The following is a 16,663-nucleotide window of genomic DNA, read 5'->3' on the forward strand; positions in this document are numbered from 1 at the left end:
TATAGGGTGTGTTCGCAGCCACGCAGCGGCGCAGAACGCACCGTCATCGAAAAAATTCATTTCAAATAGCGGTCATAAAACTCAATTGTGCGGTTCATCGCCAGGCTGAAATAGCCGGATAAATTGTGGTCGTCGCCCTCATAGGTGTACAACTCCACATTCTGCCCGGCGGCCAGCGCCTGCTGGTACAGCCCTTCCGAGAAGGCCACCGGCACGTCGGTGTCGGCGGTGCCGTGGTGCAGTTGCACCGGTCCGGAGAGATCGGCCAGGTAGCTGTTGGCCGAGACGGAAGCCCAGAACTCGGGGTTCTCATCGGGCGTGCCGTAGGTTTCCAGCCACAGGTCGCGCCAGCGGCGCGCTCCGCTGCTGGGGGTGGGAATGCGCGCGAAATCATTATGCCGCCAGTTGTAGAGCATGTCGGGGTACGAGGCCACCACACCCGCCCAAATCACCCCGGCCTTCACCTGGTCAGAGACGACCATGGCGCGCAGGGTCAGGTAGCCGCCCATCGAATGCCCCCACATGCCGATCTTGTCCGGGTTGGCGTCGGGGAAGCGCTGCAAAGCCGCCACCGCGTTGAGCACGTCCGTCAGGTAGCCGGGGTCGCCGTACGCACCTTTGGCCTCGCCCTCGGACTGGTCGTGCCCGCGGTAGTCAATGCGAAAGACAATGTAGCCGCTCTGCGCCAGGCGGTTCACATAGGCCACATAGCGTTCGGTGGTGCGGTACACATCGGGCGGAATGTAGCCGTGATTGAAGACAATCGCCGGCCAGCCGCCAGGGGGCATTTCATCGCTGGGCACGGTCAGCAGGCCGTAGATCTTATAGCCTTCGGAGAGATAGGAAGCATAATAGCGGCGGTGATTGTAGGCGGCGGTCAGCTCGCGCTCGATGACGATCTCGCTGCCGGGGTAGCTGGCCGCGCGCTGGCCGGCAATGCTCATCGGGTGCGGGGTGGGCGTGGGGCTGGGCGGTATCGTCGGTGTGGGGGTGAGGGTGGGTGTAGGCGTGAGGGTCGGCGTGGCGCTGGGCGGCGCGGAGGTGGCGGTGGCCGCCGGGGATGGCTCACCTGCCGAGGCGGCAGTAAGGATGGGTGCGCAGGCCGAAAGCGCCACCGTGAGCGCCAGGCCGAGGAAAATCAGGCGTTTCATACGGTAATCATACCAATTTTATCCAATTATGACAACCGGGCTGTCACAGCAAAAGGGGAGTGGGCGCGTCAGGGTGCGGCGTCGAAGACCTTTTCGATGTACATCTGCGCCTGCTGGCACTGCGGCGAAAGCTGCGCGGCGGCCGCGTCCCAGGTGATGGGCTGCTTGTTCTCAATGGCGCGGGTGATCGCCTCGGCGGTGCAGCCCGCCCCGGCGTGGTAGTTGGCGATGGACAGCTTCCACATATCAGTGTAGGTGGTGGTGTACATCGGCTCCTGGCGCGAGAGATTGGCGACCATCTGGCCGGTCTGGCTGGCGCTGGCCAGCAGCATGGCCGCCAGCACGTCCAGCTCTTCGGGGCCGCCCAGCTTATCCAGCACGGCCTTGCGCAGCATACGCTGGTTCTCTTCGGGCAGGCTGGCGTAGCCGCCCGCGCAGGCCTGCTCCTGGTACATCGTCTGGCATACCTGCAGGTAGTAGTCCACATTCCAGATCAACAGCATATCCACGCCGTCCGAGGTAACATGCCCCAAGCCGCGCTCGTATGGCCCGCTCGCGGCGCTCCAGAACTGCGACTCCTGGGCGATCATGCCTTTCAGGGCGCGGGCGGGCACGTTATATTTCAGCGCGGCCTGGTAAATCTGCGCGTCGTACTGGTTCTGCCAGGCGCGTGTCTGCCCGGCGGCCGCTTCCACACCGCAGGGTGAGGCCGAGCCGCCCAGGTACAGACCGCCGTCGGGGCAGGCGCTGGCGTCCGCTTTGCCCGACTGGATCAAATACCCCGCCAGGTACAGGTATTCCTGATCGGTGGCCAGCTCTTGCGCGCTTTGCGGCTGCTGCAGAACGCGCGGCAGGCTGCCGTCCACCGGGGCAAAGAGATTCCACAACAGCGACCCACTGGCAGTTTGGTCGCGCCACGGCTCGCTCAACAGATCCAGGTGAAACTGGCCGCCATCGGGCGAGGCCACATTGCGGTAGCGCAGGCGCGCGATCTCGCTGCGGTCACCGTAGCTCGATTCAGCCCACACCTCCAGCCAGCTGCCCTGCTCGCCGGTGAGCGGCAGGTTGAACTGGCCGCTGCTGTCGTAAAAGGCTTTCTCCACGCCCTCCACGCGGGCGTGCACGCTCTTAATCTGATAGCCGTCCAGCGGCTCGGCGGCGCTGAGGCGCACCAGCGGGCGGGTGGGGCACCACTCACCGGGGGTGCAGTTGAGCGGCTCCAGGCGCAGCTGCATGGGCGGCAGGGCAATCTCTTCGGTGTAGGTCAGCGGGGTTTTGCCCACAAAGCGCAGCAGCAGGCCGCGGCAGGCGCTGCCAGAAGCGGCGCTGCAGGCCGGGGTGAGAAGCCACTGCTCCAAAATCTCGTTGCCGCAGGAATACTGCACGTCGCCCTGGCTGGGCCACTGATCGTGCTTGAGGTACAGGTCGCAGACGGTGCTGCCGTCTGACCACAACAGCAGCTGCCAGTGACTGCCCATCACCGAGACCTCGCGCTCCAGCAGGCGGCCTTCATCGCCCTGGTCAGCGGGGTTCACCGGCTCCAGCAGCAGCACCGGCAGCAGGGCGAACGCCAAAAACGACTGCGCCAGGCGGGAGAAAAGCAAACGCAATCCGACCCGGTTGGCAAAGATCGGAAAGGTCGGCTTCTTCCACCTCATCGGCTGGGTCCCGGGCGCGGCGAGCTAAACTCCGGCCGCTTTCAGGCTGTAACGCAGCAGGTTGATGCCCCACTCATGCGCCGAGCGAATGTCGGCGCGCGCGGCCGGTCCCTGGGCAGAGCGCCCTGCCCAGGCCAGGCTGTACGCGGCGGTAGAGTAGATCACCTGACCGGCCAGCAGCACTTCGCTGCCTCCAACCCCGTCGGGCGGGGCGGCAAACAGGTAAGGCTCTTCCAGCAGCGGGCTGCCGGCAGGCAGGGCGGCCGGGGCGCGCTGCAGCAAACCGAGCAGTTCCTGGCAGGCGGGTTGGGCGGCGGCGTCCAGCGCCTCCAGCAGCAGAGACTTTCCCTGCTGCAAATGTGCGGCCAGCGCCTTCACCAGTCCGGCCTCCGGCGCGAAGCCCTCACCCGCCCCCAGGTAAACCAGGGGATACGCGCCCAAGTCAGGCGGCGTGAAGGCCGCCGCGTCGATCACCAGGCGGTACGCGCCAGCCTGCTGGCAGGCGCGCGCCAGATGCTCCCATCCGCTCAGCGCGGCTGGGCCGGTGCTGCCGGCTGCCATCACCAGCACGCGCGCCAGGGGTGGCACAGCCGGGCCTGCCTGGCTGCGGAAGCGCAGGTCGAGCATGTCCGCGGCGGGGCGCAGGGGGTTGGCGGCGTTGTGAATGGCCGCGCCGCTTTTCGAGAGGGTTACGCGCGCCAGTTCCACCGCCGGGCGTTTGGGCATGGTTGGGCGCGCGGCAATCACAAACTCCGATTGCAGGTAGCGTGTGTCGCTGCCCACCCCGCCCACCTCGCGCTCGCCCTTGCCCAGCACCAGGTAGAGCGTGCCTTCACTGCTCTCGCCAAAGTCGTAGGTAACCGCCTCTGGCACCACGATGATATTGCCGGCTGGGTCCACGGCCGCGCCGGGTGAGATGAACACATACTGGTCGGCCGGGTCGTTGGCGGTGACTTCCAGCCCGGTGAGGATGCCGCTGCCGTGCGACACCAGGTTATGGGCGTTGAGCGCCTGGCGGTGTTCGTCGTGCGCCTGCGCCCACACCTCGGCGGTTACCGACATGCCGTCAAAAGGTTTGACCTGCATCCGGGGATAAAGGTTAATTGCGCCTGTCTCTTTCATCGTCGTTCCTCTCCTCTCATGCTGGCTGCGCGTCGAAGGCGCAGGAAACTTCAAAAACAGTCTGGGCCGGAACCATGGCGCGCACAATCTCGCGCATCTTTTGCTGGTACATGGCCGCGGAATAGCCGCAGCGCTCCAGCTCACCGCCCGGCACGCGGATGCGAATCTGCACCGAATTGGGCTGGTTGTTGGACCCCAGGGCCACATCGTGCCCCAGCGTGCCCGCGGGGCCGAGCACAAAATTGCGCGCGCGGCGCTCGGTGATCTCCACCTGCCCGGCGGTATAAATTTCCAGATAGGTTTTCAACGCGCGCACCGTTCCGCGGCACTGGAAGAACAGAATCGCCTGCTTGAGCAGGGCGCGCACGCGATCCACCGGCAAAGCGGGGTCCACCGGCAGCCCCACCCACGAAGCCAGCCAGGGAATGAACTCAGGCGGGGTCAGGTCGGCGTCGAAATAGGCATCCATCTGGTCAATCTGGCTGCTGATGGGCTTCCAAAAGCTCTCGAACAACATCAAGAAGCGCGAGGTGAAGCCATCGCTCTCGTACAGCTCAGGCAGATACTGCAAATATTTGCCCTTGCCGTAGACCGCCAGGCGCACCGTCTCGGCGGCGTCAACGCTGCCGTCTTCCCTCACCAGGCTCGCCTCGGTGAGCAGGTGCTGATCGGCGTAAAAGGTGTTCAGGCGCGCGCGGGCGACGACGGTGCAGGTCTGCCCGGGGGTAAAGTGTTCGCCCAGCGGAATCAGCACGATCAGGTCCTGATCCACTTCCGCCACGCTGGGCAGCGTGCCAGGCACACCCTCCGGCAGCTCCAGCGACTCGATCTGCATCACTTTGGGCATGGCCAGTTGCAGGGTAGCCCCCGCCGGCTGGTCTGGCACGCTGAACCGCAGATGAAACGTAGCCAGCTCACCGGGGTAGCGGTTGAGGGAATCTGCCGCTAACGCCAGGGTTTCTCGCGGCGCGTTCATTGAGAGGGTCCTTTCCCATAAGCGTCTTCCATGCTCACTACCTCAATCTCGTGCTCCAGCGAGCAGATCAGGCCGTCCGCGGGGACGCGCAGTACCTTGTCCACCGGTGAGAGGGGCAGCGGCGGCGCGTCTTCAAAGAGGGCTTTTTCCTCCACCGGCGCCACCGGGCGGGAGGAAATTTCCACGTCGAGCACAAACTTCACCGAAGGCACCTGCTGGATAAGCGAGATCACCTCGGCGGCAAACAGGTCGCGGCCAAACGGCCAGCCGGCGAACGCTTCGCTGCCCGGCAAGAGCGGCGGTTTGTCATCCACCGGCAGCGGGGTGAGGAAGCGTTTCAGCTCATCGCTGACGCGCTGAACCACGTCCGCCGGGCGCAGAAAGTCTTGCGGCACAATTTTGGCCTTCACCCGCACGCCGGTGTAGCGCGGCTCACGGATGTTGAGCGAAGTGGTGATCAGGCGGTACTGGTCCAAATGGGCGCGGATTTCGGCGCGAAGCTCGTCGCTGAGCGCCAGGGCAGCCAGCCCGCCAGCATTAAGCGCCTCGGCCACCGCCGGCACCACCAGCACCGAAACCGTCCCGGCGCTCTCTTGCGCCTGGTCGGGGGTCAGGCAGTGGGCGCGCGCCACCGAGCGGCTGCTGCTGAGGGTAAACTGTTCGTAGTCCTGGGCGGTAACCGCGCGGCGCTGCGCCTGCAGCTCGCGCTGGGCGCGCAGCTTCAGCTCGTCCAGGGTTTCCTGGTCGCGGCCGCCCGAAGCGCGGATGAGGTTGGAGACGCGCGAGATATACGCCAGCGAGGTGCCCAGGGTGGTCAGGCTGCCGGCGGGCAGGTTACCGCTCACCCCGCCGCCGTGGCGGTAGCGGGTGAAGCGCAGGCGGCGGCCGTTCTCAGGCACGCGCCCGTATTGCACCACCGTGCCGTCGGGCTGGCGCACCGAGGGGCCAAAGCGCACGCTGCCGCTGGCCATATCCAGCACAAAGTGACGGTCAAACTGGCTGGAGCGGGCAAAGTCATCCACCTGCGCCCAGGGCACAAACACCACCTCGCCGTGGCGCTGCTCTTCCACTTCCAGGGTCTCGCCGCTCTGCAGCGCTAACACCGGCGCGTGCTGAAGGGTAAAAGCCTGGCCCGGCTCGCCGCTGCTCACACCCAGCAGCTCACCATCCACGTTCACGGCGTGCATGGCCGGCACGGCCGCCCCCAGGCTGTAGCAGTCGATCTGCTTCACACGCGGCGACTCGGTGTACATGCCCTGCAAGGAGTTACGCTGCTCAATCCGGCAGCGCAGCCAGAAGGCCTCCAGCCCATACAGCGGGCTGGCTTCCGCGTGCAGCGGCAGGTACACCACCAGCTGGCCGCGCTCGTTGTTCAGGCCGCCGGTGGTATCTTTTTCACCTTCAAAGGTGCTCAGGCGCAGTTCCTGCCAGGAACCGTCGCGGGTGAGACATTCCCACACCCAGGGCGGGTCGTCGCGGCGAATGCCCACCGCCTCGGTCGGGTCGCACTCAAACTCCAGCTTGAGGATATGCCCGGACAGGTTGTTTTTAGGGCTGAAGCCCAGGTAAAAGGTATCGCCGGGGCGCGGGGACTTTTCGTCAAAGGGCAGAAACGGCTCCAGCCCCAGGCGCGGCTGGTAATTCTTGTTGAATTCCTGCTCTTTGCGCACATGCTCCAGCAAGGGCGGGAAGATCTCCAGCGCGCGGGTGGTGGTAAAGAGCACTTCTTCGCTGGACAGCTCCGAACGCACTTCAAACCCCGCCGGAATGGTCACGGTTTGCGTGTCGCCGGGGTTGAGCGGCAGGTTGGCCGAAAGCCAGAAGGTCAGCTCGGTGCGCGCGCTGCTGGCAGGCACACGCTGCAGGCCGAGCATCTCCAGGAATTTGATGTAGTTCTTCTCTGGCACACGGTTAAGGCGGTACACCATCAGCTCGGTCATCCAGGCAAACAGCTCAATCAGGGTGATGCCGGGGTCGCTGAGGTTATACTCGGTCCACTCCGGGCAATAGCTGACGATGCGCTTGCGGGCTTCGTCCACCAGGTCGCGTTGAAAACGGAGGTCATCCAGGTTGGGTGCGGGTAAGGTCATGGCAGGCTCCTGCGTTAATCAAGTTCCGGTTCATCGGCAATGTAGAAAGGAAAGACGATACTGCGGGCGTCGTGGGTGGCTTTGATCTCGTAGTGAATCTCCGCCAGCAGGGCCCCCTCCTGGCCGCTGTCATGGATCACATTGACCTGCAGAATGTCAATGCGCGGCTCCCACATGCGCAAGGCCTGGTACACATATTCCTGCAGCAGGCTGGCGGTGGCGGCAGAGCGCGGCTCAAACAACAGCTCGTGCGCCCGGCAGCCGAAGGTGGGGCGCATCACCCGCTCGCCGGGGCGCGTGCTTAAAATAATGCGGATCGACTGTTCAATATCTTCCGCGCCGGTTACCAGCACAAGCTGCCCGCGCGCGTCCGTTTTTAACGGGAAGTTCAATCCGTTGCCTAAAAATGTTTTGGCGTTCAGTGGCATACCCTCTCCGCGTTTCGTCTCCGATTCTGATTACCGGTCAATGCTTACGGGCCAATGATGACGGTCATGCAGCCCATCACAATACTGTCAGGCGGACCCACACAGGTGGCCATATCACCGAGCCGCGCAGCCGGCAGACCGCCGATCAGCACTGTAGGGCTGCCGGGGGGCATAATCGGCCCGCCAACGTGCGGCACCACCCCGTTGACCATCGGGCAGGTGTGCAAATCGCCCACCCGCGCGGCCGGCTGGCCGCCGATCAACACCGTGGGGAATCCCACCGTGATGACCCCGCCGTGGGCTGTTGTATCGCCCATTCTTGCTGCTGGTGGCATCGTTCCGTCTCCTTAATTGATCTTAACCAGCGCGCCCTGAATCTCCACCATGGCCGAACCCTTGACAGAGGTTTGCGCGCCCTGAATGGCCGTCTGGGCCTGGCCTTGAATATCGACCTTGGTGCCTTTCAGGCTGGCGCCCGAGGCCTGCAGGCTCACTTCGGATTGGCCGGATTTAAGCGACGCGGTAGTTTTGCTTTCCATCGCCAGGCTGGTCTGAGCTTTCAGGTCTACTTTGGCCTTAGAATCGACGCTGAAATCTTGCTTGCTCTTCACAATCACCTTTCCGCCGGCCTCAAAGGTCAGGTCACCTTCAGCTTTAATCGTCATCGACTTGGTTTTCGAGTCGATCACAATGCTGTTCTTCTGGGTTTTATCCTCGATGATAATCTTTTCTTCCCCCTGGGTATCGTCCAGAATAATCACATGCCCGCTGCGCGAGCGCACAATGCGCTGGTTGGTCGTCTTGCGGCCAGCATCGACCACCTGGCCTTTGCCGGCGGGCGGTTTGTCTTTGGCGTTCCACAGCGCGCCCACCACATAGGGGTAGTTCATATCGCCCTGCTCAAAAGCCACCAGCACCTCGTCGTTCACCTCGGGGGTGAAGAACAGGCCGCGGTCTTTACCCGCGCCAGGGGCGGCCAGGCGCGCCCAGTTGCTGCTCAATTCGGCACCGCCGTCTTTGGGCATCCACGGGTACTTGACTTTCACCCGCCCCAATTTTTCCGGGTCGGCAATATCGGTCACCACGCCGATCACCACGCCGTTGATTCTGCCCGCGGGCTGGTCGTGACCGAGCAGCAAATGGCGGATGGTGTACGGATTGCGCCCCGACACTTCGAAGCGCACCGTATAGCGCCCGCGCCGGAAGATGTGCCGCGCTTCGGTAATATAATACTTGCCGCCAAAGCGCACGCCCACGTCTTCCACCTCGACCAGTGTACCGGCCAGCAGTCGCGGATCGCCAATGCCCAGCTCTCCGCTGGCGCGCACAAACTGGCTTTCATGCTCGGCAAAGCGCGCAGCGGCCAGGGCTTTGGCCTGTCCGCTGTCTCGAATCACCGGCGACATGACGGTGTCATTGGCCCGCGTGATCATATAACCGGTTGCCAGGGCTGTAGCGCCGTACAGCGGGTCGGCGATCTGCGCGGCGGTATTGCTGCTGTGTGATTTGGATTCGGATGTGACGGCGCGTTTCGACTTGGGGTCCCAGCCATAGGCCGCCGCCGAGTTGACCTGCGTCATGCTGACGATGCGCGGCTCAAAGCGTGTAAGGTTGGTGCCCCAATGCAGGCTAGCAGGCTCGTCGGTGGGAATGGGCAGGCTGCGGGTGGCCCCGGCTTTTTCAAAGTGCAGCACGCGGTCTTCCACATACACCTGGTAACCCAGCAGCTGCGCGCGCGACCAGAGAAAGTCCCAATCGCTCTGGTCGTACTGCATCACATAATGGTATTGGAGCCCCGAAAGGCCGCTCATATCCACTTTTGGGGCCAGCCCGGCTTCACCGGCGATTTTTGCGACGATCTGCATATCGTTCAGCGTGGCAAACTGGGGGTTGGCATCACCAAAGGTGCGCGTTTTCTTGCCAATCGTCAGGCGGTGACCACGGTCAAAGCCGCGCAGGCGCAGCATCACCCCGCCGTCTTCATCAAAAACCGGCTCAATGGCAGTGATCTCTCCATTAATCAAGGTGTTTTTCACCGGCAGCATTTCGCCCGGCACATCGCTGGTGGTTACCGAAATCTCAACCGGCGCGCCCACTTTGAAAAGCAGCTGGTTGTCGGTGTATTTCAGCGCCCCGGTGAGCGGATCGAGCACCTCATCTTTCAGCAGGATGGTAAACATGGTGGGAAGGAAGACATTCGAGTCAACGACAAATTCTTCCAGGTCACCGGTGAAGGTGCTGATATCAATCGAGTTGATCTTGACCGAAAACGACTCTGCCATAAAGGGTTTCCTTAATCCAGGTTCTGGGGAATCACCAGCAGCTGCCCGTCCGCCAGGTTGAAGGGATCGTCCATGCCGTTGGCCTCGGCCAGCATGCGCCAGTAGCGCGCGTCGCCGTATTCCTCAAAGGCAATCTGGTCGAGGCGCTGGCGGGCATGCACAAAGCGCGTCTTGCGCGGATCGCTGCGGCTGGTGGGATTTTGCGCCGGCAGCACGTCGTCGCCGAACAGCTCGTGCTGTTTGAAGGCCACGTCGGCCTTGGCGCGGATGGGCGTGCCGTCTTGCGCGAAGAGGGTGAAGGTTACCTGCACCGATTCGACCACGGCGGTAAAGAGCGTGATCTTGCCCCACACCAGGGTCACGCTGGGCGGGCTGGCAAAAGGGATCAGGTACATGGCTGGCAGCGCGCCCGCGCCGCGCAGGGTCAGGCGCAGGAGCTGGTTGGTGTACTCGCGCACATCCTGCGGGGGCTTGGGGTCCTGGCCGGGCTTGGGCGGGTCGGTGGTGTATGAGTCAAAGAATAGAGACAGATTGTAGGTAGCCGGTTTGCCGCCGCCAAATTTAAGGCGGTGGGCGTTGAAACTGGGAATGGTAGTCTCTTCCCAGCTCACCTCTTTTTTAATGGTCAGTTCGGCCGGATTGAACTGGCATTCAATTTCGCCCTTGAGCGGGGGAATGAGACTGGACCATTGGAGTTTTGCTTTTTCTAATGCCATAAGGCTGCCTGTACCTTTCTCAGCGTAGGTGACCGGAAGAACGGTGGGCTTCATTTTCGAGGATGCGTTTCACATACGGGAACACATCTTCGGCCAAAGCGCGCAGATCAGTTGACGCCGCGGGGGCGCTTTGCGCGCCCGATTGGCCGGGGGAGCTTTCACCGCCCGCTGACCGCAGTTCTTCGTGCTCGTCCCACATGCGCTGCACCACATTTGCCCCATTCACCGGCGATGGGGCGGCGGACGGACGGGGTTTCTGCGCCGGGCGCAAAGCAGTGATTTGCGCGGCGGGCTGGGTTTGGGGCTGCGCGGGGGATTCTCGGCGCGCGGCAGGTGAAGCCGCCACCGGCATGGGCAGGGGCGCGCTGGCCGCGGACGGGCGCGGCGCGGGCGCGCTTTCAACACGCGCTTGCAGCGGCGGCTGGCCGGGCGCGGGGGCGGGCATGAAAGCCAGCAGGTCCGCGGGGAGCGTTTCAGAGACGGGAGCGGGCGCCGGCTGCGCCTTTGCCAGCGCCAGGCGCGGCGGCTCGGATGCGCGCAGCAGCGGTGGCTGCGCGGCGGGTTTCACTTTTTCGGGTTCAAGGGCGCGCAGCGCGGCCGGCGCGGACTTACGGTAATCAACGCGCTGGCGCAGCGGCATCTGCGCGGCGGCGGGCAGGCGGGGCTGCAACGCTTCTCCGGCCAGCGGCGCGGCAGGCGGCACGGGCAGCGGTTGTTCGGCTGCCAAAGCGCTGGGCGCGCTGTCCACCTGGGGTGAAGCGGGCTGCGCGGCGGGTTTCACGGGTTCGGGTTGCGGGGCGCGCGGCGCGGCCTGGGCAACCATCGGGCGCTGCGCCTCAAGCTGGTCCGCCGCCTGGAACGGTTTGGCTGGTTTGGCCGGTAATGCCTGCTTCAGCCCGGCCGCCGGGGACTCTTGCGCACGGGCAGGCGCTTCCGATTCGCGGACCTGAGCGGCTTGCGGCGCGGCAGGCCGGGCAGCCAGGGGCATTTCGGCGGGCTGGTCAGCCTGCAGAAGGGTTGGCGGCTCCTGCGGCGCGGCGGCCCGATCCGGCGCGGGTTCGGCGGGCGCCGGTGCGGGTTCAACGGGCAGCGCTTGTTCAGCCGGAGCAGAGGCGGGTGGGCGCGGGGCTTCTGGCCGGGCTGGGGTCGCCTGGGGCGCTTGAACAACCGTGGGGCTCTCTGCCGGTGGGGTTGGCCGCTGGCGGGCCAGCGGCTGCGCGGGTATAGATTCATCCGGTTGGCGCTGCACCACCCCACTGGAGGGAGCGGAACTGGCCGCTGCTTGGGGTGCGGCGGAAGGCGGCGCGGTTGGCGGCTCTGCCCGTGCGGAGGTCTCAGGCGGGCGCGGTGCTTCCGGCCGGGCGGGCGGCGGCGCGGCGGGTGCCGGGCGGTCATCCGGCATGGATTGCGCGGCGGGCAGGTCTGCCAGCGGCGTGGAGAGCGGTTCTTCCGCCTGCGGCTCGGCGGGTTTCTGCCCGGCGGTGATCTCTTGCACGCGCGAGAAGAGGCGCACGTTAGCGGGCACGGCCGGTTTCTTTTCGCTGGCCGGGCGGGGGGCTTTGGCGGGCTGCGCCTGCGATTGGATCTGCTGCCGGAAAGCTTCCAACGTCTGCCCCGGTTTGGGCAGGGTGTTCATGCGTTGAATCACGCTGCCCTGGCGCAGCACGCCGGGTTCATCGGCGGGCGGCTCGGGGCGGGCGGCGGGCGCGCCGGGCAGAGGCGTTTCCAGGCTGCTCCAAATGTTCTTGCCGCCGGGCACACCGGGGCGAAGGTGAATGAGCTGCTGCGGGTTCTGGAATTTGGCGGGAACTTCACGACTGAGCGGCGGCAGATCAGCGGGCTGCGCCGGGCCCAGCCGGCGCGGATCGAGCGCCCGCATCTGCTGTGCGGCCAGCTTAAACTTGCGTCCGGCGAAATCCGCAGCCACCGGCGACAGGCGTTCACCCGGCTGGCCCCGCAGGCCGGGAGACAGCATGCCCTGAATGCGGCCGCGCTGCTGTTGTAAGCGTGAAATCAACGGATTGCCAGGTTCCATAACCTCATCTCTTGCGCTGCGATTGCGGTATTAACGGCCCGCTAGCTCTGCTGGCGGGTTCTTAATTCGCCGCGGGTGGTGTACAGCGAGAAACTGTCGAACGAAAGCTCCAGGCTTTCGATGACGATATTCTCAGAATTGTCCAGGTTCAGGTCCGAAATCTTCCAGCCCACCGGGAAGGCGTTGTCAAAAAACCAGTACTTCACCACCTGAAAAATCTTCTCTTCATCAGGGGCCGCGGAGGGGTCGGGCTGCGGGCGGCGCTGGATGAGGGTAACGTCTTTGCTGATCGCGTACCCGTCAAGATGGCCGCCGGTCATCCACTTCCAGAAGAAATCGGAAGAAGAAAGGCCCACCTCGAGGGTGATGTGGCCGTACGAAACCCGCCCGGGAAATTCTCTGCCGAAAGAGTTTTCACCGCCCACCGGCACCGATTCCACATCACGCTTCACCGACATGCCGGTTACGTTTTGAAAAAGCGCCACCGTTTCGCCGTCAATTTCCACGGCGAACTGATACACCGGAACGGGAATCTCTTCGGTGGTGAACCTGCCTGGCGCCACCGATTCGGGTTTTGGCAAAGAAGAGGTCTTCTGTAATAAGCCCATGGTTACCTTCCTTAAGCAGCTTTACCGCTTCGCTGGCCTTCCACTTCCAGCTCTCGCTTCAACCGCGCCACAATCTCTTCGGCCAGCTCTTCCAACTGGGCGCGCGTCAGCCGCGGACTGGCCGGCTGCGCCGGGGTTTCTTCTCGGGGTTGGCTGGTTTCGGCCATCTCTTCACGCTCCCTGATTCAGCCGCTTATTGATGCGGGCGATTTCCGTTACCCACTGCCGCCGGAAGCGGTGATCCAGGTTGAGGATCGACTCAGGCGGCCAGTGGAAATAATAGGCGATGTAGGCTACCTCCTGGTAGAGCTGTTCCAGGGGGTAGCCTAAGACTGCCCCCCCAGGGTCGACAGGTCCACCTCAATCGGTTTCTGGCAGTGCGGGCAGGTATACTCGCGGCGGGTGTGGCCGGTTTCGTTGATCTGGCGGTAAAACTCCTGCAGAAAAGTGAGATCGGCGGCAAACAGGTTTTCGATGACGTTGGTGGTGATATGGCTCACGCTGCCCAGGCTGGTGATCACCCTGGCCAGCAGCACGATGACGATGTAGGCCTCGTTGCTCTGCACGCGCATATCGTTGAGGATGGTGATCTCATCCATGGCGGTGGCCAGGCGCATGGTGCCCTTTTTGTGCAGGTTGCCCTCTTTATCCACATAGCCCATGGGGAGCTCAAATTCAAATTCGGTTTTCAGGGTCATAAGTCAACTCTCTTCCGAGATGCGGGTGATGAACGCCCGCGGATTAGCCATTCTCGGCCTCGTCCCAGGCATCCAGCGCTTCGCTGACCACCTTGGGCTTGGCGGCTTTGGTAAATTCCACCTCGATTGACTCGGCTTGTAAAGAAATTTCAAAGGAGGTGTATTCCGATTCGGTGGTCATATTGAAGTCAAAGCCAGACACCTTTACCGGCAGAGCGTTGGCGAGATGCCAGTACACCAGCGGCTCGCCTTGCGAGTCATTCATTGACACCGAATAGTTCTTCTTGATGGTGGTGAGCTGCCCGGCCACGGCTTTCCAGAAGCGTTTGTAGATTGCCTTGGCGACGATATCCATCGGGCGCAGCAGAACCACCGGCTCAAACGTGGTCTGGCCGGGGATGAACTTGGTAGTTACATTGCCGTGCTCGTCCATGACGTTGTAATGAACCATCGAGATCACCTGGTCGCCGCCGGTGAACGAGTCAAAGGCGCCCAAAGCGCGCGGCGGCTTGCCTTCCACCACTTCGTAGAGGGTATATTGTGATTTCGGTATAGCCCGGTACAGTCCGTCCGTCATAATTCATCCTATCTGCGTGTATTGCCCCGCCCCGGCTCTCTCCTCACGAAAAGGAAAGAGCCTGGGGACGGAAAGCGCAGTCCACAATGCGCAAGCCAGCCGTTAGCTGACGCGCTCCACGCCTTCGTGGACAATGGTTACATCTTCAATCATATAATTGGTAGACCCGGCGTCCATTTCGGGGCCGACCACCTTGCTGGGCCAGGCATTCTCAAAGTTCCAGCGCGCGATCTCTGTGTTGTCTTGCGCGTAAGCCACAATCGAACAGTTGGTGCGCGCTTCGCCGATTTTGCCTTCCACCACCTGCTGGCGCCACTCCCAAATGTCCATGCTGCTGGTAACGCCGCGCTTGAGGGTAACAGGCGTCCAGGTGAGACGGCCGGGGATTTGCTGCATGATGGTTTCGCCGGTTTCCGAGTTGACGACTTTGTGCTGGATCACTTCGGACTCCGAGCCAATGCCACTGACCTGGGTGAAGAAGCCGGTGAGCTTGCCTTCAATTTCCAGGCCAAATTTAAATGATACAAGAGGATCCTCACGGGTTGGCATACTTATGCTCCTTCTTTAACCAATTCGTTAATGCGTACCTGCTATTCCGATCCCGGTCCAGCCCACTGGCTGATGCGGAAAATGACAAACTCGGCCGGTTTGACCGGAGCCATGCCGATTTCAATCACCAGGCGGCCCAGGTCGCGCGATTCGGGCGGGTTAAGTTCATCGTCCACTTTGACATAGAAAGCCTCGGCCGGCGATGAGCCGAACAGCGCGCCGTCGCGCCACACCATTCGCAGGAAGGCCGACACGTCGCGGTTGACGCGCGCCCACAGCTTGCGGTTGTTGGGCTCAAACACCACCCACTGCGTGCCGTTTTCGATGGATTTTTCAACATAGTTGAAGAGGCGGCGCACGTTAATGTAGCGCCAGGCCGGATCGCTGGAGAGGGTGCGCGCGCCCCACACGCGGATGCCGCGCCCAGGGAAGCTGCGGATGCAGTTGACGCCAATCGGGTTGAGGGTATCCTGCTCGCCTTTGGTGGTCTGGTAAGCCAGGCCCACCACGCCCTGCACCACTTCGTTGGCGGGGGCTTTGTGAACGCCGCGCGTGTTGTCGCTGCGCGCCCACAAACCGGCGATATGACCAGAGGGCGGCATGTTGACCATCGAATCGGTAGCCGCGTCCATCACCTTGACCCACGGGTAATACATGGCAGCGTAGCTGGTGTCAAAACCGGCGATGTCCATGCGCCATTTCTTCACTTCCTGCGGGGTCAGGTCGGGGGGCGCGTCCAGAATGGCAACGCGGTCGCCCATGCGCTCGCAGTGGGCAATCATCATGCCCTGCACGGCTTTGACCATATCGAGGTTGAGTTTTTCGCCGGGCATGGTGGTCATCAGATCGGGCACGCACACCATGGTTACATCGTCCAGCACTTCCAAGCCCTCAATACCCTTGCGCTCGCTCACGTCGCCGCGGAAATCGCTGGCCACAGCCGGTTCAAGCAGCTTCTTCTCGATGGTCAGGGGCTGTTCCTGCTCACGCGGCATGGCCTTCTCAATCGAAGACGGTTCAAGAACGGTGAACTCCACAAACTTGGGCAGCTTGTTGTTCTTGAAGGCCAGGGCCACCTGCTTTTTGGTGTCTGCCACCACAGTTTGCAGTTTCACATCGGTAATGGTTTCAACCGGCTTCCAGCCGCCGCTGGCTGCTTCTTTCTCCACAAAAACGCTAAAACTGTACTCTCCGGCCGCCGGGGCTTCGGGGGCTTCACCCTCCGCGCCTTCCGCGGCTTTCTTACCACTGGGGGCGGGCAGGGCCAGATCGCCCACGCGCACGCGCATCTTCAAGCCTTCCACACCGGCCTGGCGGGCGCGCACCGACAGGGCGGGCTTGCCCTGGGCATTCATCAGCACCGCCTCAGCCTTGGGGAAAGTCCGCACGCTGACCACATAGCAGCGCGAACCACCGTTGGTGAAATACCCGTAAACCGACTGCGGCAGGTTAACGCCCGCGACAAATCCGCCAAACCGCTCGACGAATTGCGTCCAGTTGGTAACGAGTTGGGGACGGTTGAGCAGGTTTTCAACAACCAGTTCGCCGTCAACTTCGCGCGCCAGTTCGGCTTTTTCCGTAAAGCCCACAAAAGCGGCCATGGCAGTTCCCACGCCCTCAATGGGCTTGGGTCCCCGGTCTACTTCTTCGACATATACGCCGGGTGACAAATATTCGGGCATAGCTTCCTCCTGCTAACAGATTGAGTTGGTTGGTTGATCGACTGAACAGAAGTCTGGATGGCTGGCTCTTGATGGATGAGTAGCTCCTTTC

17 protein-coding genes are annotated in these 16,663 nt (G+C 62.9%); all 17 read right to left on the reverse strand.

The window, feature by feature from the left end:
- Positions 1-56 precede the first annotated feature (56 nt).
- Complete coding sequence (locus ADN00_RS09975) at positions 57-1,151, reverse strand: alpha/beta hydrolase family protein (protein ID WP_082390040.1); 1,095 nt, start codon at positions 1,149-1,151, stop codon at positions 57-59.
- Between the two features lie 68 nt (positions 1,152-1,219).
- Positions 1,220-2,809: a hypothetical protein gene (locus tag ADN00_RS09980; RefSeq protein WP_075062833.1), complete on the reverse strand. Its 1,590-nt coding sequence runs from the start codon at positions 2,807-2,809 to the stop codon at positions 1,220-1,222.
- Positions 2,810-2,833: 24 nt separating this feature from the next.
- Positions 2,834-3,931, reverse strand: coding sequence for a hypothetical protein (locus tag ADN00_RS09985; protein ID WP_075062834.1), 1,098 nt, complete (start codon positions 3,929-3,931; stop codon positions 2,834-2,836).
- Positions 3,932-3,947: 16 nt separating this feature from the next.
- The gene (locus tag ADN00_RS09990; protein WP_075062835.1) at positions 3,948-4,907 is read right to left on the reverse strand and encodes a phage tail protein; all 960 of its coding nucleotides are present in this window, start codon (positions 4,905-4,907) and stop codon (positions 3,948-3,950) included.
- Positions 4,904-6,997 (reverse strand): putative baseplate assembly protein, encoded by a 2,094-nt coding sequence (locus tag ADN00_RS09995; protein ID WP_075062836.1) that lies wholly within the window; start codon positions 6,995-6,997, stop codon positions 4,904-4,906. Before ADN00_RS09995 ends, ADN00_RS09990 begins: the two co-directional genes overlap by 4 nt.
- A gap of 14 nt (positions 6,998-7,011) precedes the next feature.
- Positions 7,012-7,425 carry a GPW/gp25 family protein gene (locus ADN00_RS10000; protein ID WP_075062837.1) on the reverse strand — a complete coding sequence of 138 codons (414 nt, stop codon included), beginning with the start codon at positions 7,423-7,425 and terminating at the stop codon, positions 7,012-7,014.
- Positions 7,426-7,469: 44 nt separating this feature from the next.
- Positions 7,470-7,760, reverse strand: coding sequence for a PAAR domain-containing protein (locus ADN00_RS10005; protein ID WP_075062838.1), 291 nt, complete (start codon positions 7,758-7,760; stop codon positions 7,470-7,472).
- Between the two features lie 12 nt (positions 7,761-7,772).
- The gene (locus ADN00_RS10010) at positions 7,773-9,707 is read right to left on the reverse strand and encodes a VgrG-related protein (protein WP_075062839.1); all 1,935 of its coding nucleotides are present in this window, start codon (positions 9,705-9,707) and stop codon (positions 7,773-7,775) included.
- An 11-nt stretch (positions 9,708-9,718) separates the two neighbouring features.
- Positions 9,719-10,423: a CIS tube protein gene (locus tag ADN00_RS10015; RefSeq protein ID WP_075062840.1), complete on the reverse strand. Its 705-nt coding sequence runs from the start codon at positions 10,421-10,423 to the stop codon at positions 9,719-9,721.
- A gap of 19 nt (positions 10,424-10,442) precedes the next feature.
- On the reverse strand, positions 10,443-12,458 hold the full coding sequence (locus tag ADN00_RS10020) for a hypothetical protein (protein ID WP_075062841.1): 2,016 nt from the start codon (positions 12,456-12,458) through the stop codon (positions 10,443-10,445).
- A 41-nt stretch (positions 12,459-12,499) separates the two neighbouring features.
- Positions 12,500-13,066: a phage tail protein gene (locus tag ADN00_RS10025; protein WP_075062842.1), complete on the reverse strand. Its 567-nt coding sequence runs from the start codon at positions 13,064-13,066 to the stop codon at positions 12,500-12,502.
- A gap of 11 nt (positions 13,067-13,077) precedes the next feature.
- Complete coding sequence (locus tag ADN00_RS19990) at positions 13,078-13,233, reverse strand: hypothetical protein (protein ID WP_160317510.1); 156 nt, start codon at positions 13,231-13,233, stop codon at positions 13,078-13,080.
- A gap of 4 nt (positions 13,234-13,237) precedes the next feature.
- Entirely contained in the window at positions 13,238-13,384 is a 147-nt protein-coding gene (locus tag ADN00_RS20550) for a DUF6760 family protein (protein WP_407944717.1), read from the reverse strand.
- An 8-nt stretch (positions 13,385-13,392) separates the two neighbouring features.
- Positions 13,393-13,764, reverse strand: coding sequence for a hypothetical protein (locus ADN00_RS10030; protein WP_075062843.1), 372 nt, complete (start codon positions 13,762-13,764; stop codon positions 13,393-13,395).
- Between the two features lie 43 nt (positions 13,765-13,807).
- Positions 13,808-14,341 carry a phage tail protein gene (locus ADN00_RS10035; protein WP_075062844.1) on the reverse strand — a complete coding sequence of 178 codons (534 nt, stop codon included), beginning with the start codon at positions 14,339-14,341 and terminating at the stop codon, positions 13,808-13,810.
- Positions 14,342-14,443: 102 nt separating this feature from the next.
- The gene (locus ADN00_RS10040) at positions 14,444-14,890 is read right to left on the reverse strand and encodes a phage tail protein (protein WP_075062845.1); all 447 of its coding nucleotides are present in this window, start codon (positions 14,888-14,890) and stop codon (positions 14,444-14,446) included.
- A gap of 41 nt (positions 14,891-14,931) precedes the next feature.
- Positions 14,932-16,572, reverse strand: a complete 1,641-nt coding sequence (locus ADN00_RS10045) for a phage tail sheath family protein (protein ID WP_075062846.1) — start codon at positions 16,570-16,572, stop codon at positions 14,932-14,934.
- Between the last annotated feature and the right edge of the window lie 91 nt (positions 16,573-16,663).

Origin of the sequence: Ornatilinea apprima, assembly GCF_001306115.1 — a bacterium.
GTDB classification, from domain to species: Bacteria; Chloroflexota; Anaerolineae; order Anaerolineales; family Anaerolineaceae; genus Ornatilinea; species Ornatilinea apprima.